General features: G+C 59.8%; 24 protein-coding genes. 15 read left to right on the top strand and 9 right to left on the bottom strand.

The annotated features are described in order from the left end of the window. The 3 genes from GTU76_RS03415 to GTU76_RS03405 all read left to right on the top strand — a co-directional run bounded on the left by GTU76_RS03415 (position 1) and on the right by GTU76_RS03405 (position 2,068). Complete coding sequence (locus tag GTU76_RS03415) at positions 1-1,083, top strand: 5-(carboxyamino)imidazole ribonucleotide synthase (protein WP_007920221.1); 1,083 nt, start codon at positions 1-3, stop codon at positions 1,081-1,083. 109 nt (positions 1,084-1,192) lie between these two features. Continuing rightward, positions 1,193-1,438, top strand: a complete 246-nt coding sequence (locus tag GTU76_RS03410; protein ID WP_007920223.1) for a GlsB/YeaQ/YmgE family stress response membrane protein — start codon at positions 1,193-1,195, stop codon at positions 1,436-1,438. A 93-nt stretch (positions 1,439-1,531) separates the two neighbouring features. Further along, entirely contained in the window at positions 1,532-2,068 is a 537-nt protein-coding gene (locus GTU76_RS03405) for a DUF3299 domain-containing protein (RefSeq protein WP_016985756.1), read from the top strand. A 123-nt stretch (positions 2,069-2,191) separates the two neighbouring features. On the opposite strand, the gene GTU76_RS03400 is transcribed toward GTU76_RS03405, so the two are convergent. Both GTU76_RS03400 and GTU76_RS03395 read right to left on the bottom strand, forming a co-directional pair. Then, positions 2,192-3,091: a D-hexose-6-phosphate mutarotase gene (locus GTU76_RS03400; protein WP_016985757.1), complete on the bottom strand. Its 900-nt coding sequence runs from the start codon at positions 3,089-3,091 to the stop codon at positions 2,192-2,194. Positions 3,092-3,149: 58 nt separating this feature from the next. Then, a complete protein-coding gene (locus GTU76_RS03395; protein WP_003229628.1) occupies positions 3,150-3,554 on the bottom strand; it encodes an acyl-CoA thioesterase in 405 nt (134 codons plus the stop codon). 376 nt (positions 3,555-3,930) lie between these two features. On the opposite strand from GTU76_RS03395, the gene GTU76_RS03390 reads away from it, so the two are divergent. Continuing rightward, a complete protein-coding gene (locus tag GTU76_RS03390; protein WP_095119761.1) occupies positions 3,931-5,229 on the top strand; it encodes an MFS transporter in 1,299 nt (432 codons plus the stop codon). Positions 5,230-5,245: 16 nt separating this feature from the next. Here GTU76_RS03390 and GTU76_RS03385 read toward each other — a convergent pair whose 3' ends face one another. Continuing rightward, the gene (locus GTU76_RS03385; protein WP_016985760.1) at positions 5,246-5,737 is read right to left on the bottom strand and encodes a PIN domain-containing protein; all 492 of its coding nucleotides are present in this window, start codon (positions 5,735-5,737) and stop codon (positions 5,246-5,248) included. Beyond that, a complete protein-coding gene (locus tag GTU76_RS03380; protein ID WP_016985761.1) occupies positions 5,734-6,792 on the bottom strand; it encodes a helix-turn-helix domain-containing protein in 1,059 nt (352 codons plus the stop codon). The genes GTU76_RS03385 and GTU76_RS03380 overlap by 4 nt, the downstream gene beginning before the upstream one ends. 188 nt (positions 6,793-6,980) lie before the next feature. On the opposite strand from GTU76_RS03380, the gene GTU76_RS03375 reads away from it, so the two are divergent. The 7 genes from GTU76_RS03375 to GTU76_RS03345 all read left to right on the top strand — a co-directional run bounded on the left by GTU76_RS03375 (position 6,981) and on the right by GTU76_RS03345 (position 16,081). After that, positions 6,981-7,982 carry a phosphate ABC transporter substrate-binding protein PstS gene (locus GTU76_RS03375; protein WP_016985762.1) on the top strand — a complete coding sequence of 334 codons (1,002 nt, stop codon included), beginning with the start codon at positions 6,981-6,983 and terminating at the stop codon, positions 7,980-7,982. A gap of 422 nt (positions 7,983-8,404) precedes the next feature. Next, positions 8,405-10,438 carry an ABC transporter permease subunit gene (locus GTU76_RS03370; RefSeq protein ID WP_175555629.1) on the top strand — a complete coding sequence of 678 codons (2,034 nt, stop codon included), beginning with the start codon at positions 8,405-8,407 and terminating at the stop codon, positions 10,436-10,438. 16 nt (positions 10,439-10,454) lie between these two features. Next, positions 10,455-12,125, top strand: a complete 1,671-nt coding sequence (gene pstA / locus GTU76_RS03365; protein ID WP_016985764.1) for a phosphate ABC transporter permease PstA — start codon at positions 10,455-10,457, stop codon at positions 12,123-12,125. Between the two features lie 170 nt (positions 12,126-12,295). After that, a complete protein-coding gene (gene pstB, locus GTU76_RS03360; RefSeq protein WP_034152104.1) occupies positions 12,296-13,129 on the top strand; it encodes a phosphate ABC transporter ATP-binding protein PstB in 834 nt (277 codons plus the stop codon). A 70-nt stretch (positions 13,130-13,199) separates the two neighbouring features. Continuing rightward, a complete protein-coding gene (gene phoU / locus GTU76_RS03355) occupies positions 13,200-13,961 on the top strand; it encodes a phosphate signaling complex protein PhoU (RefSeq protein WP_016985766.1) in 762 nt (253 codons plus the stop codon). A gap of 176 nt (positions 13,962-14,137) precedes the next feature. Beyond that, a complete protein-coding gene (locus GTU76_RS03350) occupies positions 14,138-15,109 on the top strand; it encodes a response regulator (protein ID WP_180698069.1) in 972 nt (323 codons plus the stop codon). 75 nt (positions 15,110-15,184) lie between these two features. Further along, positions 15,185-16,081: a peptidoglycan DD-metalloendopeptidase family protein gene (locus GTU76_RS03345; protein WP_016985768.1), complete on the top strand. Its 897-nt coding sequence runs from the start codon at positions 15,185-15,187 to the stop codon at positions 16,079-16,081. 114 nt (positions 16,082-16,195) lie between these two features. Here GTU76_RS03345 and GTU76_RS03340 read toward each other — a convergent pair whose 3' ends face one another. The 3 genes from GTU76_RS03340 to phoB form a co-directional block, all read right to left on the bottom strand. After that, positions 16,196-17,536, bottom strand: coding sequence for a hemolysin family protein (locus GTU76_RS03340; protein WP_016985769.1), 1,341 nt, complete (start codon positions 17,534-17,536; stop codon positions 16,196-16,198). A 110-nt stretch (positions 17,537-17,646) separates the two neighbouring features. Continuing rightward, on the bottom strand, positions 17,647-18,933 hold the full coding sequence (gene phoR / locus GTU76_RS03335; protein ID WP_219342044.1) for a phosphate regulon sensor histidine kinase PhoR: 1,287 nt from the start codon (positions 18,931-18,933) through the stop codon (positions 17,647-17,649). A gap of 74 nt (positions 18,934-19,007) precedes the next feature. Further along, the gene (gene phoB / locus GTU76_RS03330) at positions 19,008-19,697 is read right to left on the bottom strand and encodes a phosphate regulon transcriptional regulator PhoB (protein WP_007896474.1); all 690 of its coding nucleotides are present in this window, start codon (positions 19,695-19,697) and stop codon (positions 19,008-19,010) included. Positions 19,698-19,848: 151 nt separating this feature from the next. On the opposite strand from phoB, the gene GTU76_RS03325 reads away from it, so the two are divergent. Beyond that, entirely contained in the window at positions 19,849-20,235 is a 387-nt protein-coding gene (locus tag GTU76_RS03325) for a COG4315 family predicted lipoprotein (RefSeq protein WP_016985771.1), read from the top strand. Between the two features lie 112 nt (positions 20,236-20,347). Here the strand turns inward: GTU76_RS03325 and ubiA are convergent, their stop codons facing one another. Together ubiA and GTU76_RS03315 are read right to left on the bottom strand one after the other, a co-directional pair. Beyond that, positions 20,348-21,238, bottom strand: coding sequence for a 4-hydroxybenzoate octaprenyltransferase (gene ubiA, locus GTU76_RS03320; protein ID WP_180698068.1), 891 nt, complete (start codon positions 21,236-21,238; stop codon positions 20,348-20,350). Next, positions 21,238-21,798: a chorismate--pyruvate lyase family protein gene (locus tag GTU76_RS03315; RefSeq protein ID WP_016985773.1), complete on the bottom strand. Its 561-nt coding sequence runs from the start codon at positions 21,796-21,798 to the stop codon at positions 21,238-21,240. The genes ubiA and GTU76_RS03315 overlap by 1 nt, the downstream gene beginning before the upstream one ends. A gap of 201 nt (positions 21,799-21,999) precedes the next feature. Between GTU76_RS03315 and GTU76_RS03310 the strand changes: the two genes are divergently transcribed. The 3 genes from GTU76_RS03310 to GTU76_RS03300 all read left to right on the top strand — a co-directional run bounded on the left by GTU76_RS03310 (position 22,000) and on the right by GTU76_RS03300 (position 23,802). Next, entirely contained in the window at positions 22,000-22,167 is a 168-nt protein-coding gene (locus tag GTU76_RS03310) for a rubredoxin (protein WP_003437744.1), read from the top strand. Between the two features lie 20 nt (positions 22,168-22,187). Beyond that, positions 22,188-23,336 carry an NAD(P)/FAD-dependent oxidoreductase gene (locus GTU76_RS03305; RefSeq protein ID WP_137218271.1) on the top strand — a complete coding sequence of 383 codons (1,149 nt, stop codon included), beginning with the start codon at positions 22,188-22,190 and terminating at the stop codon, positions 23,334-23,336. Positions 23,337-23,526: 190 nt separating this feature from the next. Then, positions 23,527-23,802, top strand: coding sequence for an HU family DNA-binding protein (locus GTU76_RS03300; RefSeq protein ID WP_003213368.1), 276 nt, complete (start codon positions 23,527-23,529; stop codon positions 23,800-23,802). Positions 23,803-23,833 lie beyond the last annotated feature (31 nt).

Genomic DNA, 23,833 nt, shown 5'->3' with positions numbered 1-23,833 from the left:
ATGAAGATCGGTGTAATCGGTGGCGGCCAGTTGGGTCGCATGTTGGCTCTGGCGGGCACTCCGTTGGGCATGAACTTCGCTTTCCTCGACCCTGCGCCGGACGCTTGCGCCGCGGCGCTGGGCGAACACCTGCGGGCCGATTACGGCGATCAGGATCATCTGCGCCAGCTCGCCGATGAAGTCGATCTGGTGACCTTCGAGTTCGAAAGCGTCCCGGCCGAAACCGTGGCATTCCTGTCGCAATTCGTCCCGGTCTACCCGAGCGCCGAAGCCCTGCGCATCGCTCGCGACCGCTGGTTCGAAAAGAGCATGTTCAAGGACCTGGGCATTCCGACCCCAGCCTTCGCCGACATTCAATCGCAAGCCGATCTGGATGCCGCCGTGGCTTCGATCGGTCTGCCGGCCGTGCTGAAAACCCGCACTCTGGGTTATGACGGCAAGGGCCAGAAAGTCCTGCGCAAGCCGGAAGACGTGGTTGGCACCTTCGCCGAACTGGGCAGCGTGTCCTGCCTGCTGGAAGGCTTTGTGCCGTTCACCGGTGAAGTCTCGCTGATCGCCGTGCGTGCTCGCGATGGTGAAACGAAGTTCTATCCGCTGGTACACAACACCCACGACAGCGGCATCCTCAAGCTGTCGGTGGCCAGCACCGATCACCCGTTGCAGGCGCTGGCCGAAGACTACTCGAGCCGTGTGCTCAAGCAACTCGACTACGTCGGCGTGATGGCGTTCGAGTTCTTTGAAGTCGACGGTGGCCTGAAAGCCAACGAAATCGCCCCGCGCGTGCACAACTCCGGGCACTGGACCACCGAAGGCGCCGAGTGCAGCCAGTTCGAAAACCATCTGCGCGCCGTTGCCGGCCTGCCGCTGGGTTCGACCGCCAAGGTCGGCGAGAGCGCGATGCTCAACTTCATCGGCGTGGTACCGCCGGTTGAGAAGGTCATCGCCATCGAAGATTGCCACCTGCATCACTACGGCAAAGCCTTCAAGGCCGGGCGCAAGGTCGGTCACGCCAACCTGCGCTGCGCCGACATGGCCACGCTGCAAGCGCAGATCGTCAAGGTCGAAGCGCTGATCGCTGAGTAAAACAGTTTCATGTGGCAGCGGCGGAACCATTCAGGGGCCGCCGTTCTCTCATGGCAGGATGCCAAAGTCTGACTAGGCTTCGCATATCTACTATTCAGAGGGAAATGCCATGGGAATTATCGGAACCATCTTTATCGGCTTGATCGTCGGCCTGCTGGCGCGGTTCCTGAAACCGGGCGATGACAGCATGGGCTGGATCATGACCATCCTGCTCGGTATCGGCGGTTCGCTGGCAGCCACTTACGGCGGCCAGGCTCTGGGCATCTATCACGCGGGCGAGGGCGCAGGTTTCATCGGCGCACTGGTCGGCGCCATCGTGTTGCTGGTGATCTACGGCCTGATCAAAAAGAACTGATCCAATGCGACAAAGCCCTCTCTGCCAAAGTGGCCGGGAGGGCTAGAATGCTCGGCGATTCACTGTTCCTTCCTTTCCATACCGAGCACCTTCATGCGCTGTCTTCTGTTGACTCTCCTTTTTCTGGGCAGCGGTTTGGCCCACGCCGGCGAACTGCCGGAAACCGACTGGCTCGAACTGATGCCCAAGTCGGATCAAAAGGCCCTCGAGGCCATGCCTGAAATCGACCACAACTCCCCGGAAGCCACCGGCACCTTCACCGAGAAGGGCGGGATGAAACAGGCCAAAGGTCTGCCGGCGGTGATGTATTCGACCAAAACCGTGGCGTCAATGAACGACAAACACATCCGCATCGGTGGTTATCCGGTGCCGCTGGAGTCCGATGCCAAGGGCCGCAGCACGTTGTTCTTCCTCGTGCCGTACCCGGGCGCCTGCATCCATGTGCCGCCACCGCCGCCGAATCAACTGGTGCTGGTGCGTTATCCGAAAGGTTTGAAACTGGACGATATCTACACGCCGCTGTGGGTGACCGGCACGCTGAAAGTCGAGAAGGTCAGCAATGATCTGGCTGATGCGGCGTATGCGCTGGAAGCGGACAAAGTGCGGGTGGTGCAGGAATCCGATCTGTAGGACCTATACAAAACAATTGTGGGAGCGAGCTTGCTCGCGAATGCTGTCTCTCAGTCACATTGATGTTGACTGATACGACGCTTTCGCGAGCAAGCTCGCTCCCACAGTTTTATCGGGTGTGGCTTAAAGCGATTTGCTGGCGACGCTGACGCCCATTGTGTGGCTAGCCCCCGGCGCCAGCGTGACGATGTCATCCATCACATTCGCCGTCTCGATGCACAACATGCGCTGCCAACCATCGTTGTCCATATCGGCCAGTGCTGCCGCGCGATCAATCCACGGGTTCCAGATCACCGCCGTGCGTGAACCGGTAGCCGTCAGCACAATGCGTCGTTCCCACGCCGGGTCGACAATGCTCAGTTGTGGCGGCGCATCGAGGTAGATGCGGTCGGTCTCACCGGCAAAATGCAGGTCGCCTTGCTGGCTGTTGGTTTTCCAGTCGTCCAGCGTCTCGATGTAATTCAAGCCATCGACGCCGTCGACGTGCACATTGCGCACATCACTGACCGCGAAATACGTGTGCAGCGCCTGGCTCAGGCTGACGCTGTCACTGCCACGGTTGTGGCTGGTCAGGCTGAAACTCAGTTGCTCGGACAAATGCAGGGTCAGGGTCAGATCGACCTGATGCGGCCAGCCCGGCAGGCCACCTTCGGGGTAGGGCAGCTTGAATTCGACCTTGACGCCGTCAGCCTCTGATTCGATGCCGCCCAGCTCCCAATCCATCGCCCGCACCAGACCGTGCGCGGGTGCCGGTTGCTCACCGGTGTACATGGCCTGCACGCTCTGCGGGTTGCGCTCGAACTTGCCAAACCACGGCCAGCACACCGGCACACCCGCGCGAATGCTTTTGCCAGTCTTGAACTCGGCCTTGTCGTTGAGCCAGATGATCGGCGGCTGGCCATCGATCTGATAACTGAGGATGTGCGCGCCTTGCTGGGCCACCAGCACTTCGGCCTGACCGTGGCGGATGCGCCAGCAGTTCAGTTCATCCAGTTTCACCGCTTCAACGTTGGGCGTGTTCATGGGACAGCTCTCGATCAGACACTTGGGACGATTATCGACCGCAAAACGGCCGCGAGGTTTAACGCGCGCGTGGCGGAACCGAGCGCGTGCGACCGCTGCCGTCGATGGCAACGAAGACGAATACCGCTTCGGTGACTTTACGCCACTCGCTGGACAGTGGGTCGTCGCTCCACACTTCGACCATCATCTGGATCGAGCTACGGCCGATTTCCAGGGTCTGGGTATAAAAGGACAATTGCGCGCCGACAGCGACCGGGACGAGGAAAGCCATGCGATCGATGGCAACGGTTGCCACACGGCCACCGGCGACACGGCTGGCCATCGCAGTGCCGGCCAAATCCATCTGCGCCACCAGCCAGCCGCCGAAAATATCGCCAAAGCCGTTGGTTTCGCGCGGGAGTGCGGTGATTTGCAGGGCCAGGTCGCCTTGCGGGATCGGATCTTCTTGTTCGAGCTCTATCATGCCGGGGGTGCCTCTGACCCGTGACTCTTCGTTGGTATTGCTGGTGGTAGCCGTCTTCGGGAAAAACGATTCAGCACCGAACATACTACGTTCGTCACGTTTTCCATCAGGCGCCTAAGGAGAAACTCTGCGAAACCGGCTAATCCCGAGCAAAGGCCGGGCCAACGACGTTTTCGCACAGCAACCCCCTACAAACCGGAGCAGGTTGCGAGTATATCGGTCGGTAGACTCCACGACGACCATCCGGTTCTCATTTCGACCGTCAATTACGCGCCTCTATGTGCTTTTTCGAACAATTTGCTATGGTGCCGAACCTGCCCAAGCCACCGCCAGCGTTGTTGTGGCGGCAGATCCGACTATAAGAGAAGCCCTTGCCATGACCACAGCGCCTTCGAGCCTCGCGCAGCCCGAGCAACCCGCACGACCGTTGACCCGCAATGACTACAAGACTCTGTCGCTGTCCGCCCTTGGTGGCGCGCTGGAGTTTTACGATTTCATCATCTTCGTCTTCTTTGCCACCGTGGTCGGCAAGCTGTTCTTCCCGGCCGACATGCCCGAGTGGCTGCGCCTGATGCAGACCTTCGGCATCTTCGCCGCCGGCTACCTCGCGCGGCCGCTGGGCGGCATCGTCATGGCGCACTTCGGCGACCTGCTGGGGCGCAAGAAGATGTTCACCCTGAGCATTTTCATGATGGCCGTGCCGACCCTGATCATGGGCCTGCTGCCAACGTATGCACAGATCGGCATGTGGGCGCCGATCCTGCTTCTATTGATGCGCGTAATTCAGGGCGCGGCCATCGGCGGGGAAGTGCCGGGCGCGTGGGTCTTCGTTTCCGAACACGTCCCGCAAAAGCACATGGGTTACGCCTGTGGCACCCTCACCAGCGGCCTGACCGCCGGCATTCTGCTCGGCTCGCTGGTCGCTACGGCGATCAACAGCATTTATACGCCTGCCGAGGTTTCCGATTACGCCTGGCGGATCCCGTTCCTGCTCGGCGGTGTGTTCGGCCTGTTCTCGGTTTACCTGCGCCGCTGGCTGCACGAGACGCCGGTATTCGCCGAACTGCAATTGCGCAAGGCGCTGGCAGAAGAAGTGCCGCTGCGTGCCGTCCTGCGTGATCATCGTGGCGCGATTGCGATCTCGATGCTGCTGACCTGGTTGCTCTCCGCTGGCATCGTCGTGGTCATTCTGATGACCCCGACCGTGCTGCAAACGGTCTATCACTTCTCGCCGACCGAGTCGTTGCAATCGAACAGTCTGGCGATCGTGTTCCTGAGCATCGGCTGCATCATTTCTGGCGCACTGGCGGATCGCTTTGGTGCCGGCCGCGTATTCGTGTTCGGTTGCCTGGGCCTGCTGATCAGCTCGTGGACGTTCTATCACAGCCTCGCCGATCACCCGAACTGGCTGTTCCCGCTGTATGCGCTGACCGGTTTTCTGGTCGGCACCATTGGTGCGGTGCCGTATGTGATGGTTAAAGCGTTCCCGCCGGTGGTGCGCTTCAGCGGGTTGTCGTTCTCGTACAACGTGGCTTACGCGATCTTTGGTGGTTTGACGCCGATGGTGGTGAGTTTGCTGCTGAAGGAAAGCGCGATGGGGCCTGCTTATTATGTGGCGGTGCTGTGCGCGATGGGGATTCTGGTGGGGGCGTGGCTATGGAAGAAGGGGCGCTGATCCTGAGATTCTGCTTCTAGGGCTCTCGCCAGAGTGAGAGCCTTGTTTCACATTCTCCAGTCGGGAGTCGAGCGCCATGCTCAAGCATGTGGGTCAAGGCGTTTGCGGCATCCGACTTTTCAATTACTTGATGCTCAACCATCAGATCAAGTAACCAAAGAGCGCCGTGCACCTCCAGTCCATCTCGTTGTGCCTGGCGCCTTAACTTGCCATCTCCGGTCAGCAACGGACGTCCTGTTTCCTGTGCGAGCAGGTAACAAGACACGTCCGCCAGTGAGCTGTTGTTGTGCTCGACTTTCAGCTCAAAGAGTCTGATCACGCCAAATTCATCGAACGATTCGACACTCAGTCCTCGATCAAGCAATTCCTGGTGGGGAAAGTCTGCAAGCTCCTGCATGACAAAGTCGGTGCAGCAAAGTGTGAATGGCAATTGAAACATCTGCTCCAGTAATCCGGCGTTTCTGAAGTCAATCCAGATATTCGTATCACTGATGAAGATCAAACTCATGCATTCTCCAGTGAACCCAGGAAATTGGGGTCCAGTGCGCTAACTGGTTTGCGCAGGAGTTCGGCAGCCCGAGACTTGGTGATCAGCCCTTCTGCCAACGCCCAGAATGCTAGCGACTCAAATCTTTGTGGCGGTTTGCAAGGTAGCGGCTCAGGTTCTGATTTGCGCCAGCCGTTGGCGCTGAATTGGATAGTGAGGGATTTATAGCCACTCTCGCTGAGAAGCTTCAGATCTTTCAGGCGTCTCAGCGCGGCATGCATTGAGATCCCGTATTGACGCTTTGCAATCAGCAGTTCTCGTGGATGAACTCTGGAGCGAGGATGGCTACCGAAGTCGCCGGTGACACTTTTCGCCGGGTAAAGAAACGCGCCTGCGAATCGATGGCAACAATTTTCCTTGTCCCTCTCCGGCATATCCTCTGGTAATGCCATGACCCAGTGACCGAGTTCATGCGCGGCAGTGAACCTGATTCGTTCGCCTGGGCGATCGGCATTCAGTGCAATCAACACGTGTTCGCCGTTACCGGTGGCAGCGCAAGCGCCGTCGAAGTCGTCCGGGCCGTTTAGCATGGCGACTTTTATGCTGTGCTCCTCCAGCTGTTCGGTCAGATTGGCGATAGGGTCGCTACCAATTCCCCAGAACTGACGAAGTTGCTCTGCTGCGCGTTCGGCGTCATCGAGACAGGAAACCGGGATCATTTGTGCCGGGGTGGCCGGAGTGTGGATGTCGGCAGGATCGAAACATTCCTCAAGCGCGATGTAGCGCTCAAGGTGCTCGCGAATTTTTTCTTCCACCTGTGCCTGGCGATATTTGGGCATTCGGGCCAGCTTTCGAAACTCCAGAGGCGCCAGCGCAATGGCATCCGCACGGAAGAAGTACTCAGGACTGACCTGAAGCGCTTTGGCCAGTTGCAGCAGACGAGTTGAGTTCGGAGTGCTCAACCCCTTCTCATATTTGCTCAAGGCTTGTTTGGTTATGTCGCCAAGCTCCAGCGCCAAAGCCTCAAGAGTGAGGCCTTTTTGCAGGCGTGCGCGGCGAATACGGTCGTTTATCATGGGGTCCTCTCGTGGTTGACAAGACTATCTTTAGGTGCTGATTTGTCAACCCAAGAGGAGTTTCATTTTTTTAACACGGCTCCCATGCTGGCCTTTCATCCAATTGTCATATTTCAGCCATAGAGTGTTCACACGGCCTGCTGATACTTGGCCCCGACTTAACACACCCTATCTGCTAGGAGTAAGGCATGAAACTGAAGCGTTTGATGGCGGCAATGACTTTTGTCGCTGCTGGCGTTGCGACTGCCAACGCGGTTGCCGCTGTTGACCCTGCTATCCCGAGCTACACCAAGACCACTGGTGTGTCGGGCAACCTGTCCAGCGTCGGCTCCGATACCCTGGCCAACCTCATGACCCTCTGGGCTGAGAACTACAAAAAAGAATACCCGAACGTAAACATCCAGATTCAGGCCGCTGGCTCCGCCACTGCGCCACCTGCGCTGACTGAAGGCACCTCCAACCTGGGCCCGATGAGCCGCAAGATGAAGGACACCGAACTGGCGGCCTTCGAGCAGAAGTACGGCTACAAGCCAACCGCTATCCCGGTTGCCGTGGATGCCCTGGCTGTGTTCGTGCACAAGGACAACCCGATCCAGCACCTGACCATGGAACAGGTTGATGCGATCTTCTCGTCGACCCGTCTGTGCGGCGCCAAAGCCGACGTGAAAACCTGGGGCGACCTGGGCGTGACCGGCGACCTGGCCAACAAGCCAGTGCAACTGTTCGGCCGTAACTCGGTATCCGGCACCTACGGCTACTTCAAAGAAGAAGCCCTGTGCAAAGGCGACTACAAGCCAAACGTCAACGAACAACCAGGTTCGGCGTCGGTTGTGCAGTCGATCAGCTCCTCGCTGAACGGCATCGGTTACTCGGGCATCGGTTACAAGACCGCTAGCGTGAAAACCGTTGCGCTGTCGAAGAAGGGCAGCACTGAGTTCATCGAAGACAGCGAAGAAAACGCCCTGAACGGCAAATACCCGCTGTCGCGTTTCCTCTACGTTTACGTCAACAAAGCCCCGAACAAGCCTCTGGCTCCGCTGGAAGCTGAGTTCGTGAAGCTGGTGCTGTCGAAACAGGGCCAGGAAGTGGTAGTGAAAGACGGTTACATCCCGTTGCCAGCCAAAGTTGCTGCAAAAGCACTGGCTGACCTGGGTCTGCAGGAAGGCGGCGCTGAAGTCGCAAAAAAGTAACAAATTGAGTCCGGGGTGAACCCCACCGGACTCAGGTAAAAGGCCGGAACTGCTTGCAGACCGGCCTTTTCCACACCTCAAATTTTTGATCCTCTGCCAGTTCCGCTGGCGGTGGATTTGCTGCGTCACTGCATTGTCATCTTTCTGTCATACAGGATCGCTAGGGTGAGCGCATGAATGATCTGGCCAATTCCCACATGACTACTAATCCTCCCAAGCGCATTGATTTCAATACGCCTGAGCTGCAACGCAAGCGCCGCATTCGCGCGCTCAAGGATCGCTTCACCCGCTGGTACGTCCTCGTTGGCGGTCTCGCGGTGCTGGCAGCCATCACCCTGATCTTCTTCTTCCTCGCCTACGTGGTTGCGCCGCTGTTTCAGGGTGCCGACCTGACCGCGAAAGACTCGATCACCCCGGCCTGGATGCAGGACGCCGGCAAGCCGCTGATGATTTCGCTCGAAGAGCAGAATCAGGTGGCCATGCGCGTTTCCGACAAGGGCCAGGCATTGTTCTTTGACATCGACAGTGGCGCTGAACTGAAGCGCGTCGATCTGCCGGTGCCTGCCGGCGCCACCGTGACCTCGATTGGTGAAGACCAGCCGGGCCATCCGCTGGTGGCCGTGGGCCTGTCCAACGGTCAGGCGCTGGTGTTCCGTCACACCTACAAAGTCAGCTACCCCGATGGCAAGAAAACCATCAGCCCGGCCATCGAATATCCGTACGGCGAGACGCCGATCGCGTTGAACGAAGCCGGTGGTGCGCTTGAACATGTGAGTCTGAACGCCACCGACACGACACTGATGCTGGTCGGTTCGACCGGTTCGCAACTCAACGTCCTGTCGCTGACCAGCGAAGAAAACATGATGACCGGCGAAGTCACCAACGAGCAGAAGCGCATCGATCTGCCGCAGATGACTGAGCCGGTGAAAAACATCTTCGTCGACCCGCGCCAGCAATGGCTGTACGTGGTCAACGGTCGTGCTCAGGCCGACGTCTTCAGCCTGCGCGACAAGAGCCTCAACGGTCGCTACAAACTGCTGGAAAATGCTGACGCCGAAGTCACCGCGACCACGCAACTGGTCGGTGGCATCTCGCTGATCGTCGGCGACTCCAAGGGTGGTCTGGCCCAGTGGTTCATGGCTCGTGACACCGACGGCGAACTGCGTCTTAAGCAGATCCGTACCTTCCAAATGGGCACCACGCCGATCGTTGAAATCACCGCTGAAGAACGCCGCAAAGGCTTCCTCGCACTGGATGCCAGCGGCAAGCTCGGCGTGTTCCACAGCACTGCGCACCGCACGCTGCTGGTAGATCAAGTGGTCGATGGCCAAGGCGTATTCGGCCTGTCGCCACGCGCCAACCGCGTGATCGTCGAAGCGGGCGGCAAGCTGCAACCATTGCTGCTCGACAACCCGCACCCGGAAGTTTCCTGGAGCGCACTGTGGAGCAAGGTCTGGTACGAGAACTACGACGAGCCTAAATACGTCTGGCAATCGACCGCCGCCAACACCGATTTCGAACCGAAACTGAGCCTCTCGCCACTGACCTTCGGCACCCTGAAAGCCGCGTTCTACGCGATGCTGCTGGCTGCACCGCTGGCCGTTGCCGCTGCGATCTACACCGCGTACTTCATGGCCCCGGGCATGCGCCGCAAGGTCAAACCGGTGATCGAGCTGATGGAAGCGATGCCGACGGTGATCCTCGGTTTCTTCGCCGGTCTGTTCCTCGCTCCGTATGTGGAAGGGCATCTGCCGGGCATCTTCAGTCTTTTGATGTTGCTGCCGATCGGCATTTTGGTCGCCGGTTTCACCTTCAGCCGTCTGCCTGAATCGATCCGCCTGAAAGTCCCGGACGGTTGGGAAAGTGCGCTGCTGATTCCAGTGATCCTGTTTGTGGGCTGGCTGTCGCTGTACATGAGCCCGTTCATGGAGAACTGGTTCTTCGGCGGTGACATGCGCATGTGGATCTCTCACGACCTGGGCATCACCTACGACCAGCGCAACGCCTTGGTGGTGGGTCTGGCCATGGGCTTCGCGGTCATCCCGAACATCTACTCGATCGCTGAAGACGCTGTGTTCAGTGTGCCTCGCGGCCTGACCCTCGGCTCGCTGGCCCTCGGTGCCACGCCGTGGCAGACCATGACTCGCGTGGTGATCCTGACTGCCAGCCCGGGGATCTTCTCGGCGCTGATGATCGGCATGGGCCGTGCGGTCGGCGAAACCATGATCGTGCTGATGGCCACCGGTAACACCCCGGTCATGGAAATGAACCTGTTCGAAGGCCTGCGCACCCTGGCCGCCAACGTTGCGGTGGAAATGCCCGAGTCGGAAGTCGGCGGCAGCCACTACCGCGTGCTGTTCCTATCGGCGCTGGTGTTGCTGTTGTTCACCTTCGTCATGAACACCCTGGCAGAACTGATTCGTCAGCGTCTGCGCAAGAAATACTCGTCGCTTTAAGCAAAGGTAGAAGTCTGTGAAACAGAACTCCCTGAAAGGATGGTTCAAGAGCGGCGCCCCGGGCGTCTGGATCAGCGGTGGCGCGGTGTCCATCGCGGTCATCATGACCATTGGCCTGCTGGCAGTGATTGCCGTGCGCGGTCTGGGTCACTTCTGGCCGGCGGATCTGGTGCATGCCAGCTACGACGTGCCGGGCCAGGCCCAGCATCTGGTTGTTGGCGAAGTGGTACAGAAAGAAGAAGTGCCGCGTGCCCGTCTGAAGAGCGCCGGTTTGCCGGTGCCTGACGTCGGCCCGGAATTCATGACCCGCGAGCTGATCAAGGTCGGCAACCGTGACCTGAACGGCAACGACTTCACCTGGATCGTCGGCGAGTGGCTGACCAACCAGACCACGCCGCCGGAGCTGATGGCGATCGAACGTCGCGAGTGGGGCAACTTCTACGGCTACCTGGTCAACGTCAAACAGGACGGCAAAGTCATCGCCGAAGGCGAGGCTGCATGGCCTGAGCTGCAAGCGCGGATCAACCGTGTAAACGGTCTGGCGGCACAACTGAAGTCGCTGGAAAAAACCGACATCGGTGCGATCAACGCAGGCTTGGAACGCATCCGTCTGCACGGTCGCAAACTGGAACTGGAAGGCAAGCTCGACGCCACCGCGCAAGCGGACATGGAGTCCGAGCGTGCCGAGCTGAATGCGCGTTATCAGGACATCGAAGCGCGTCTGGCCGATCTGCATGCGCAGTTCAACCGTGATGCGCTGACCGCTCGTGATGCCAACGGCAAAGAGATTGAGATCGGTCTGGGCAAAGTGGTTCACGCCTACCAGCCGAATGCGATGAGTACGTTCACCAAGGTTGGTTTCTACTTCAGCAAGATCTGGGAATTCCTTTCGGACGACCCGCGTGAAGCGAACACCGAAGGCGGGATTTTCCCGGCGATCTTCGGCACCGTGATGATGACCCTGATCATGGCGATGATCGTCACCCCGTTCGGCGTATTGGCGGCGGTTTACCTGCGTGAATACGCCAAGCAGAACACCCTGACGCGGATCATCCGTATCGCGGTGAACAACCTCGCTGGCGTACCGGCGATCGTTTACGGCGTGTTCGGTCTGGGCTTCTTTGTTTACGTGCTGGGTGGTTCGGTCGACCGCTTGTTCTTCCCCGAAGCACTGCCGGCACCGACCTTTGGTACGCCGGGTTTGCTCTGGGCCTCGTTGACCCTGGCGCTGCTGGCGGTGCCGGTGGTGATCGTGGCGACCGAGGAAGGTCTGGCGCGTATTCCGCGGACCGTGCGTGAAGGCTCGTTGGCGCTCGGCGCGACCAAGGCTGAAACCTTGTGGAAGATCGTCATCCCGATGGCCAGCCCGGCGATGATGACCGGCATGATCCTCGCCGTGGCCCGCGCCGCCGGTGAAGTGGCGCCGCTGATGCTGGTGGGTGTGGTGAAACTGGCGCCGTCGCTGCCGGTGGACGGCAACTACCCGTACCTGCACCTGGACCAGAAGATCATGCACTTGGGCTTCCACATTTATGACGTCGGCTTCCAGAGTCCGAACGTCGAAGCGGCCCGACCGCTGGTGTACGCCACGGCGCTGTTGCTGGTGCTGGTGATCGCGACGTTGAACCTGTCGGCGGTGTATATCCGCAACCACCTGCGCGAAAAATACAAAGCACTGGATAGCTAAGGACGACGCGAACCCTGTGGGAGCGAGCTTGCTCGCGAAGCTTTTGGCGGCCGTGAGGGCCCCTTCGCGAGCAAGCTCGCTCCCACATTGAATCGCGACCGCCGCAATATTGATGGAAGCTGCACCGAGCAGTGTTCCGAACCGAATTTTGTTAGCACAGGGAGCCTCCCATGCAGCACGAAACACATACCCACGGCATCAACATGTCGGCCCTGGGTCGCGACAAGCAAAGCCTCAGCCTCGAGCAGGAAACCGTTGCCATCGAAGTACCGGGCCTGAGCCTGTACTACGGCGAGAAACAAGCGCTGTTCGACGTCAGCATGAACATCCCGAAGCAGCGCGTGACCGCGTTCATCGGCCCGTCCGGCTGCGGTAAATCGACGTTGCTGCGCACCTTCAACCGCATGAACGATCTGGTTGACGGCTGCCGCGTCGAAGGCGCGATCAACCTCTACGGCAACAATATCTATCGCAAAGGCGAAGACGTTGCCGAGCTGCGTCGTCGCGTCGGCATGGTGTTCCAGAAGCCCAACCCGTTCCCGAAAACCATCTACGAAAACGTGGTTTACGGCCTGCGCATCCAAGGCATCAACAAGAAGCGCGTCCTCGACGAAGCGGTCGAGTGGGCATTGAAAGGCGCAGCGCTGTGGGACGAAGTCAAAGACCGTCTGCACGAGTCAGCACTCGGCCTGTCCGGTGGTCAGCAACAGCGTCTGGTCATCGCCCGGACTATCGCGGTTGAGCCTGAAGTGCTGCTGCTCGACGAACCGTGCTCGGCCCTCGACCCGATCTCGACCCTGAAAGTCGAAGAGCTGATCTACGAGCTGAAATCCAAGTTCACCATCGTCATCGTTACGCACAACATGCAACAGGCTGCGCGGGTTTCGGACTACACGGCGTTCATGTACATGGGCAAACTGGTGGAATTCGGCGACACCGATACCTTGTTCACCAATCCGGCGAAGAAGCAGACCGAAGACTACATCACCGGTCGTTATGGCTGACAGTTGCGGTTTATTCACAGATTGACGCTGCGGCCCACCGCACCTTACCGGACGCTCCAAGGACGCCAACATGATTAGTAAAGAAGGCCTTACCCACCACATCTCCGCGCAGTTCAACGCCGAGCTCGAGGAAGTGCGCAGCCACCTCCTGGCCATGGGCGGGCTGGTCGAGAAGCAGGTCAACGACGCGGTGACCGCGCTGATCGAGGCCGACTCCGGTCTGGCTCAGCAGGTGCGCGAGATCGACGACCAGATCAACCAGATGGAACGCAACATCGACGAAGAATGCCTGCGCATTCTCGCCCGTCGTCAGCCGGCGGCGTCCGACCTGCGTTTGATCATCAGTATTTCCAAATCGGTGATCGACCTTGAGCGCATCGGTGACGAAGCGACCAAGATCGCCCGTCGCGCGATTCAACTGTGCGAAGAAGGCGAAGCGCCGCGCGGTTACGTCGAGGTTCGCCACATCGGCGATCAGGTACGCAACATGGTCCGTGATGCGCTGGACGCATTTGCCCGTTTCGACGCCGATCTGGCGTTGTCGGTGGCGCAGTACGACAAGATCATCGACCGCGAATACAAGACCGCCCTGCGTGAGCTGGCCACCTACATGATGGAAGACCCGCGCTCTATCTCGCGGGTCTTGAGCATCATTTGGGTGCTGCGTTCGCTGGAACGCATTGGCGACCACGCGCGCAACATCTCCGAATTGGTCATCTATCTGGTGCGCGGCACCGACGTGCGCCACATGGGCCTCAAGCGCATGAAAGAAGAAGTTGAAGGCACAAGCGGCGAAACCGCTAATGTTCCGGGCAATGCTGACGATAAGTAAGATTGCCTGAGAAAAGCGCCCGGCCCTTTGGCCGGGCGTTTTTGTTTGTGCTTTTCATAGACAGATTCGATTAAAAAGCAGCACCCGCGAACGAAAAGTCCCGGCGTGACTGAAGAGTTTTGGCAATGTGCCATCAGCCAGCGTTATGCTTGCCGGGATTTTAATAGGGGTGTTGGATGAGCAAGATCAGTGTGTTGGTCGTGGACGATGCTTCGTTCATTCGTGACCTGGTGAAAAAGTGTCTGCGTAATTACTTCCCGGGGATCCGCACCGAGGACGCCGTCAACGGTAAAAAGGCTCAGGCCATGCTGGCCAGGGAAGCCTTCGACCTGGTGCTGTGCGACTGGGAAATGCCGGAAATGTCCGGTCTCGAACTGCTGACCTGGTGCCGCGAGCAAGACAACCTCAAGACCATGCCGTTCGTCATGGTCACCAGCCGTGGCGACAAGGAAAACGTCGTGCAGGCGATTCAGGCCGGCGTTTCCGGCTACGTCAGCAAGCCGTTCACCAACGAGCAACTGCTGACCAAGGTCAAACAGGCACTGAACAAGGTCGGCAAGCTCGACACCTTGATGAACAGCGCGCCGACCAAGATGAACTCGGCATTCGGCAACGATTCCCTGAGTGCCTTGACCGGCGGCAAGCCTGCCGTGGTCGGCGGTGCTCCGGCAGCCGCTGCTGCGGTCAATCCGTTTGCCAAACCGGCTGCTGCCGCGCCAGCGACCGCCGCTGCGCCATCGCGTGGTTTGCTCAACAGTCCACCGCTCAAGGCGCCAGCCGCCGCGTCGGCTCCGGCCAGTGGTCGTGGTCAGGGTCAGTTGCGCCTGCCGAGTGGTACTCAGCAATGCGTGATCAAGGCCCTGAGCATCAAGGAAGCGTTGCTGGTGGTTAAGCGCACCGAGACCCTGCCGCAGATCCTCGACAGCGCTGTGCTCGATCTGGAGCAGGGCGAAAACGCCGAGATTGCCCGCCTCAACGGCTACCTGCACGCCGTCGTTGCCTTTGAACAAAAACCGGACAGCGACTGGTTGCAACTGACGTTTCGTTTCGTCGACCAGGATGCGCAGAAGCTCGACTACATCTCCCGGCTGATCGCTCGCGAAGGGGCCATCACTTGCACCACCAATCTCCCAGACTGGCCAATTTGAAACATCTGTCGACTAGCCTGGTCTGCTTCACCTGCTAGGCTCATTCCCAGGCCTCACTTCGACAGACTTTTGCCCATGCTCGCGCGCCTGCTGTTTTTCTGTGGTCTTTTCGTGGCCTCCACCTCGGCTGTGGCCATGACTATTTACAAATCCACCGATGCCAACGGCGTGGTCTCGTACAGTGACCGCCCGAGCAAAGGTGCGCAGGTGTTTGTCTTTCAGGATCGGATGGTCGAGCGCCTGGAGCGGCAGGTGTACCTCGATATCAAGAAGCAGAAGGGCGTCGATGTAGTGTTCGTCCGCAACGATCTGTATGCCCCGGTTGAGGTGGCGCTGGCGTTTACCGGGTTGAGCAATGTGCGTGGCGCGCCGGCGCAAACCATCCGCCGGGTGCTGCCGGCGCGTAGCAATACTCGGTTGGCGTTGCTGACGGCGGTGTCGGGCAAACAGCCGCTGGTGTATACGCCGCAATTTCACTATTCCCTCGGCGACCCTGGCGGCACCGCTCAGGGCTATCGCTATCCGCTGCCATGGCGCGGCGGACCGTTTCGTCTGAGTCAGGGCGCCAATGGCCAATACAGCCACTACGGGCCGAAGAATCGCTATGCGATGGACATCGCCATGCCGGTGGGCACGCCGATCATTGCGGCGCGGGCTGGGGTAGTGGTGAAGACCGAGAACTCACAAACCGGGCGTGGCTCGGATGCGTCCGGCAATTTTGTGCGGGTGCTGCACGACGACGGCACCATGGGCGTGTACCTGCACCTCAAGCAAGGCTCGGTAAGCGTGCGCGAAGGACAAAGGGTGACCGTGGGCAGTCCGCTGGCGTTGTCAGGCAACACCGGCAACAGCAGCGGTCCGCACCTGCACTTTGTGGTGCAGCGCAATACAGGTGAGGGGCTGGTGTCGATCCCGTATCAGTTCAACCAGCCGCTGGGGGCGTTGCCCAACTTTGCGTTGGGCAAGCAATGATGTGCTGCACCTGCGGGCCCCTTCGCGAGCAGGCTCGCTCCCACCCTGGAATGCATTTCAACTGTGGGAGCGAGCCTGCTCGCGAAGGGCGCGGCGCGGTGCCGGATCAGCCCATCAATCCAGCATCAACACCTTCGCCAGCACAATCTTCGGCCCTTTCATCTTCTTGATGATGATGCGCAGGCCTTCGACTTCCAGCACTTCTTCCTCTTCCGGCACCCGTTTCAGGGTTTCATAAATCAGTCCGGCAAGGGTTTCCGCTTCAATGTGGTCAAGGTCGATACCCAGCAGGCGTTCAACCTTGAACAGCGGTGTGTCGCCACGCACCAAGAGTTTGCCCGGCTGATAGGCGAGGATGCCGCGCTCAGCCTTGCGGTGTTCGTCCTGAATGTCGCCGACCAGCACCTCCAGCACGTCTTCCATGGTCAGGTAGCCGATGATGTTGCCGTCAGCCTCCTCGACCACGGCGAAGTGCGAGCCACCCTTGCGGAACTGCTCCAGCAACTGCGACAGCGGCATATGGCGCGACACGCGCTCCAGCGGACGGGTCAGTTCAGCGAGGTTGAACGACTCGGGAATGTGGTCCAGCGCCGCCAGTTCCAGCAGCAGATCCTTGATGTGCAGCAGGCCGACGAACTCCTGGCGCTCGCTGTCGTACACCGGATAACGGCTGAACTTGTGGCGACGGAACATCGCGAGGATTTCTTTCAGCGGCGCGTTGAACTCGAGGGTGATCAGGTCTTCGCGGGAGTTGGCCCAGTCGACCACCTCCAGCTCGCCCATTTCCACCGCCGAGGCCAGAACACGCATACCCTGATCGCTCGGATCCTGGCCACGGCTGGAGTGCAGAATCAGTTTCAGTTCTTCACGGCTGTAATGGTGCTCATGGTGCGGGCCGGGTTCACCCTGGCCGGCGATACGCAGAATCGCGTTGGCGCTGGCGTTGAGCAGGTAGATCGCCGGGTACATCGCCCAGTAGAACAGGTACAGCGGCACCGCTGTCCACAGCGACAGAAGCTCGGGTTTGCGGATTGCCCAGGATTTCGGGGCCAGTTCGCCGACCACGATGTGCAGGTACGAAATGATGAAGAACGCAGTGAAGAACGATACGCCCTTGACGATCTCTGGCGACTGCACGCCGACCGCGCTCAGCAGCGGTTCAAGAATATGCGCAAAGGCCGGCTCACCGACCCAGCCGAGGCCGAGGGAGGCGAGGGTGATACCGAGCTGACACGCCGAGAGGTACGCATCGAGCTGACTGTGTACGGTGCGCAGGATGTGTCCGCGCCAGCCGTTCTGATCAGCGATGGCCTCGACCCGAGTCGAGCGCAGTTTGACCATGGCGAATTCCGCCGCAACGAAAAAGCCGTTGAGCAAAACCAGGATCAGAGCAAAAAGGATCATGCCGAAATCGGCGAATATTGTTGCGAGGGACAAGCCAGGGGAAGGGTCCATGATGGAGTTTTGCGGGTTCCGTGTGATTCAAAAGAGGTAAAAGTCGCGCCTGAAAGGCAGGCACAAGTCAGCCAATGTAGCGGCTGACATGGCGATTGCCTAGTGCGACATTACTCAGCGGCGCTGATCGCCCGTGCGCTGGCCACTTGCGCCGGAGCAAAATGGCAGGTGAACGTGCTGCCGTGTCCGGGCACGCTGCTGATCTCCATGCGTGCGCGGTGGCGCAGCAACACGTGCTTGACGATGGCCAGGCCCAGGCCGGTGCCACCGGTGTTGGAGTTGCGGCTGGAGTCGACGCGGTAGAAACGTTCGGTCAGGCGTGGCAGGTGTTTGCTGTCGATGCCGATTCCGGAATCCTGCACGCTCAGATGCGCGCCCTGATCGTCACCCCACCAGCGAATGCGGATGTTGCCCTCGGCCGGGGTGTACTTCACCGCGTTGAACACCAGATTGGAAAACGCGCTGCGCAACTCCGCCTCGCTGCCCTTGAGCAGCAGGCTGGTGTCGGCTTCGAGGGTGATGCGCTGGTTCTTCGCGCCGGACAATTGCTGCGCATCGCTTTTGATCGATTGCAGCAGCGTGTCGACCTGCACCGGATGGTTGTCCGACGGGTAATCGGTGGCTTCGAGTTTCGCCAGCAACAACAAGTCGTTGAGCAGCGTCTGCATGCGCCCGCCCTGTTGTTGCATTTGCTGCAGGGCGCGGCTCCAGCGCGGATTTACTTCCTCGACGTTGTCGAGCAGGGTTTCCAGATAGCCGCAGATCACCGTCAGCGGCGTGCGCAACTCGTGGGAGACGTTGGCGATGAAGTCTTTGCGCATCTGTTCCAGCTGATGGATGCGCGTGACGTCGCGCACCAGCATCAAGTGTTCATTGTTACCGTAGCGGGTCAGGTACAGCTGAATGCGCACGCGATCGTTGGTTGGCGAGGGGATTTCCAGCGGCTCGGCGTAGCTGTCCTGCTCGAAATATTCCTTGAAGCGCGGATGGCGCACCAGGTTGGTCACCGGTTGGCCACTGTCTTGCGGGGTCTTGAGACCGAGCAGGGTTTCGGCGGCGCGGTTCCACCATTCCAGGTTGCCGTCGCTGTCGAGCATGATCACCGCGTCTTTCAGCGCGGCGGTGGATTCCTGCACCCGGTCGATCACCGCTTGCAGACGCCCGCGCACACGTTGGTCGCGGCGTTGCAGGTGATAGATGCTGTCGAACACTTCACCCCACAGGCCATAGCCATCGGGCGGTGCTTCGTCGGGTTGATGCTGGCGCAGCCACTCGTGCAGCCGAAGCAATTGCTTGAGCGTCCAGCCCAGATAAATCCCCAGACCTGCCGCGAGGCTCCAGCCGTAATAGCCGGTGATCAGGCCGATCACCAGGCAAGCGGTGACCAGCAGCAGCATGTGGCGAATCAGGGTGCCATGCCAGTTTTGATTCACGGGAAATACGGTCCTTGTCAGCGAGTCTGGCGGTCGGCTCAGGCCTTGGTGGAAAACCGGTAGCCGGTGCCGCGCACGGTTTGTACCAGATTTTCGTAGGCGTCGCCGAGGGCCTTGCGCAGGCGGCGGATGTGCACGTCGACGGTACGTTCTTCAACGTAGACGTTGCCGCCCCAGACCTGATCGAGCAACTGGCCACGGGTGTAGGCGCGCTCCTGGTGGGTCATGAAGAATTGCAGCAGACGGTATTCGGTCGGGCCCATTTCGGCGGGTTTGCCGTCGATGGTCACGCGGTGGCTGATCGGGTCGAGCAGCAGGCCACCGACTTCGATCGGCGCTTCGCCGTCGGTCGGGCCGGCGCGGCGCAGCACGGCTTTGAGACGGGCGACCAGTTCGCGCGGGGAAAACGGTTTGGTGATGTAGTCGTCGGCGCCGACTTCCAGGCCCTGGATCTTGTTGTCCTCTTCGCCCTTGGCGGTGAGCATGATGATCGGGATGTCCCCGGTCAGCTCGTCACGCTTGAGGCGGCGGGCCAGCTCGATGCCGGAGGTGCCCGGCAGCATCCAGTCGAGCAGGATCAGGTCCGGCTTGCGGTCGACGATGATGGCGTGCGCCTGCTGCGAGTTCTCTGCCTCGAGGCAGTCATAGCCGGCCATTTCCAACGCAACGGCGATCATTTCGCGAATGGGCGCTTCGTCGTCGACGATCAGAATGCTCCTGCCAACCATGCCTTAATCCTCTTGTCATTTAACTGTCTTGCGCCGCATTAGATAACGGAATTATTGCAGTCGTGTGACAGTATTTTAGTCCGGCAGCGATTGTGCAAATCCTGAACTAAGCTCTAAGTCCGAATCCTGACAACCACAAAAGAAGGTTTCCATGACTCAAATGACTGTTTCTTTCAAAGCACTGCTGATGGCTGCGGCTCTGACTCTGCCTGGATTTGCACTGGCTGCCGAGCCAGCCATGATGAAGGACGGCATGATGGTCGACCACAAAGGCATGACCGTTTACACGTTCGACAAGGACGCTGGCGGCAAGTCGATGTGCAACGGCGATTGCGCGAAAAACTGGCCGCCAATGATGGCGCCGGCGGGGGCCAAGGCAGAAGGTAAATGGACAGTCATCAAGCGTGATGACGGCATGATGCAGTACGCCTACGACGGCAAACCGCTGTACACCTTCATGAAGGATGAGAAGCCTGGAGAAATGAAGGGCGATGGTATGAAAGACGTCTGGCACGTCGTCCACGAATCGCAGAAATAATCTGGCCACCCTGTAGGAGTGAGCCTGCTCGCGATAGCGGTGTATCAGTCGGTATTTTCGCTAACTGATACACCGCTATCGCGAGCAGGCTCACTCCTGCATTGATTTGCGTTTAGCGCAATGCGTAATCCAGCACGATCCCGACGAAAATCGCCAACCCGGCCCAATGGTTATGCAAGAACGCCTTGAAACAACGCATGCGGTCGCGATCGCGGGTGTACCAGAACTCCCACGCATAACACCCGGCAGCCATCAGCAAGCCAAGATGGAACCATACCCCCAGCTCGAACTTCGACCCCGCCAGCAACAAGCAGCCCAGCGACAGTCCCTGCAAGCTCAGGATGATCACCCGGTCCGCTTCGCCGAACAGAATCGCCGTGGATTTCACGCCAATCTTCAGGTCGTCGTCACGGTCGGTCATCGCGTAATAGGTGTCGTAACCCACTGTCCACAGCAGATTGGCGATCCACAGCAGCCACGCCGCCGCCGGCAACTCGCCGGTCTCGGCAGTGAATGCCATCGGCATGCCCCACGAGAACGCTGCGCCCAGCACCACTTGCGGGTAATAGGTGTAACGCTTCATGAACGGATAAGTGAAGGCCAGCGCCAGACCGCCCAGCGACAGCCAGATTGTCGGCGCATTGGTGCACAGCACCAGCAGAAAACTCACGCCCATCAACAGGGCGAAGAACACCAGCGCCTCTTTCGAACTGATCCTGCCGGCCGCCAACGGTCGTTGTGCGGTGCGTTTGACGTGGCCGTCGACCTTGCGATCGGCCCAGTCGTTGATCACGCAGCCACCGGCGCGGGTCAGGATCACGCCGAGGACGAAAATCACCACGTTGGCCAGCGACGGCGAGCCTTTGCCGGCAATCCACAGCGCCCACAGCGTCGGCCATAGCAGCAGGTAAATGCCGATCGGCTTGTCCATCCGGGTCAACTGAATGAAATCCCAGGCACGCGGGTTCAAGCGATTCAGGGACTTGAGCAGGCTCTGATACATCAGCAGTTCTCCGGATGGGCGCGGGCGGCGCTCCACAGGCTCGGCAGGAAGATTTCCGCGACCAGTACGCTCAGCGCGCCACGGTCGAAGCGCGACCGGCGCCCCCACAATTCCGGCGCTTTGGCCGCTGGTGGCAGCCATTGTTCAGGGTAGTGGCACACTTCGAGGGCGCGACGCTGGAACGCTTGATCGCAAAACAGCAGTTCGCCGAGCGAGCGGCTGCCCAGTTCGTCCATGTGCAAACCGTCGCCCTGCAAAGCGGTGCGCGAAGCGACGCTGCGGGCAAACACCCAGGCCTCGCCGTGGCCGCGCAAATACACCTCGCGCACCCAGCCTTCGCTGCCCTCGGCCAGATCCAGCGCGGCGCATTCGTCAGCGCGCAGGGTGTCCCAGCCTTCAAACAGGGGCGTGACGCTGAAGCCGTCATTGGATAGCCGGGTCAGTCGGCGGGTGAGGGAGCCTTCGTCGAACAACCAGTCGAGGGTCAACGAATCGGGGAGGGGCGTCAGTTGGCTTTGGGTCAGCCAGAGCGGGGCCGGGCAGGCATTTGAATGTCGCACAATGAGTCATTATTGGCCGCAAATGAGGCGGCGAGCTTACCATGGCGAGCTGCGATATTGATTGATCCGGGTCGCCGTTGCGCCGAACAGGCTTGCATCTGCCCGGCTCCATCAGTACAAAACGCCCTGAGCCGGATGGCAGCGCAATAACCATCGACCGTCCGCGCCTGCAATGAGCCTGAACTCTGAGGAAGTACCTGTATGAAAAAGTGGCAATGCATCGTCTGTGGCCTGATCTACAACGAAGCCGACGGCTGGCCGGATGACGGCATTGCGCCGGGCACCCTGTGGCAGGACGTGCCGGAAGACTGGCTGTGCCCGGACTGCGGCGTCGGCAAGATGGACTTCGAAATGATCGAAATCAACTAAGCAAAACAAAGGAGTAAGGCATGAGCGCACCTGTCGTCATCATCGGCACCGGCCTTGCGGGCTATAACCTGGCCCGCGAGTTTCGCAAGCTCGACAGCGAAACCCCGCTGCTGCTGATCACGGCTGATGACGGCCGCTCTTACTCCAAACCGATGCTCTCCACCGGTTTTGGCAAGAACAAAGACGCCGATGGCCTGAGCATGGCCGAACCGGGCGCCATGGCCGAGCAGTTGAAAGCCGAGGTGCGCACCCACACGCGTATCAGCGGCATCGATGCCGGCCATAAACGCCTGTGGATCGGCGAAGAAACGGTTTATTACCGTGATCTGATCCTCGCCTGGGGCGCGGAAACCGTGCGTGTGCCAATCGAAGGCGACGGAGCGGATCTGGTGTTCCCGATCAATGATCTTGAAGACTACGCACGTTTCCGTGCGGCAGCGGCCGGTAAGCGCCGCGTCTTGCTGCTGGGTGCCGGTCTGATTGGCTGCGAATTCGCCAATGACCTGATCCTCGGCGGCTACGAAGTGCAACTGGTGGCGCCGTGCGAACAGGTCATGCCGATGTTGCTGCACCCGGCCGCAGCGGCAGCCGTGCAGGCCGGACTGGAAAGCCTCGGTGCGAAATTTCATCTCGGCCCGGTACTGACCCGATTGCAGAAAGTCGCCGACGGCCTCGAAGCGCATCTGTCCGACGGCCAGGTCATTCCTTGCGACGTGGTGGTGTCGGCCATCGGCTTGCGCCCACGCATCGATCTGGCGGCGGCTGCCGGCGTGCAGGTCAATCGCGGTGTGGTGGTGGATCGCCATCTGAAAACCTCCCACGCTAACATCTACGCCTTGGGCGACTGTGCCGAAGTCGATGGGCTGAATCTGCTGTACGTGATGCCCCTCATGAGTTGTGCGCGTGCGCTGGCACAAACCCTCGCCGGTAACCCCACTGCCGTGAGCTACGGGCCGATGCCGATCACTGTGAAAACCCCGGTGTGCCCGCTGGTGGTTTCGCCGCCGCCACGCGGTAGCGAGGGCGTTTGGACCGTTGAAGGGCAGGGCGCCGACATCAAGGCCCTGTGTCACAGCGCCGACGGCCAATTGCTCGGCTACGCGCTGACCGGCGCGGCGGTGATGGAAAAACTCGCCCTGAACAAACAGCTTCCGGCCCTGCTGGCGTAAATACCGGTCGTTCTGTCGGAATCACCCCGCTTTTGCCCCTACAAAGGTCGCGGGGAGACTGGCGCCGCCGGTATCCGCGTGCCATTCTCACTCCCGTCTGCCGCAGAGTAGAGCCTGCGGCGCCTTGGGCGCTGTTCCAACGAGAACAGCACGGACATAACAACAAAAAACCGTCAAAGGGGCTTCACTAATGCGTAAACCAGAACTCGCCGCTGCAATCGCTGAAAAAGCAGATCTGACCAAAGAACAGGCCAACCGCGTACTCAACGCCGTTCTCGAAGAAATCACCGGCGCTCTGCACCGCAAGGACAGCGTGACGCTGGTCGGCTTCGGCACCTTCCTGCAACGCCACCGCGGCGCCCGCACCGGCAAAAACCCGCAGACCGGCGAACCGGTCAAAATCAAGGCCAGCAACACCGTTGCGTTCAAGCCAGGCAAATCGTTGAAAGACAGCGTTAATCCTTAATTGCGGCGGAACCCCTGAATAGCGGGGGAAC

Source organism: Pseudomonas crudilactis (assembly GCF_013433315.1).
GTDB classification, from domain to species: domain Bacteria; phylum Pseudomonadota; class Gammaproteobacteria; order Pseudomonadales; family Pseudomonadaceae; genus Aquipseudomonas; species Aquipseudomonas crudilactis.
This window is presented reverse-complemented; position numbering and strand designations above follow the sequence as displayed.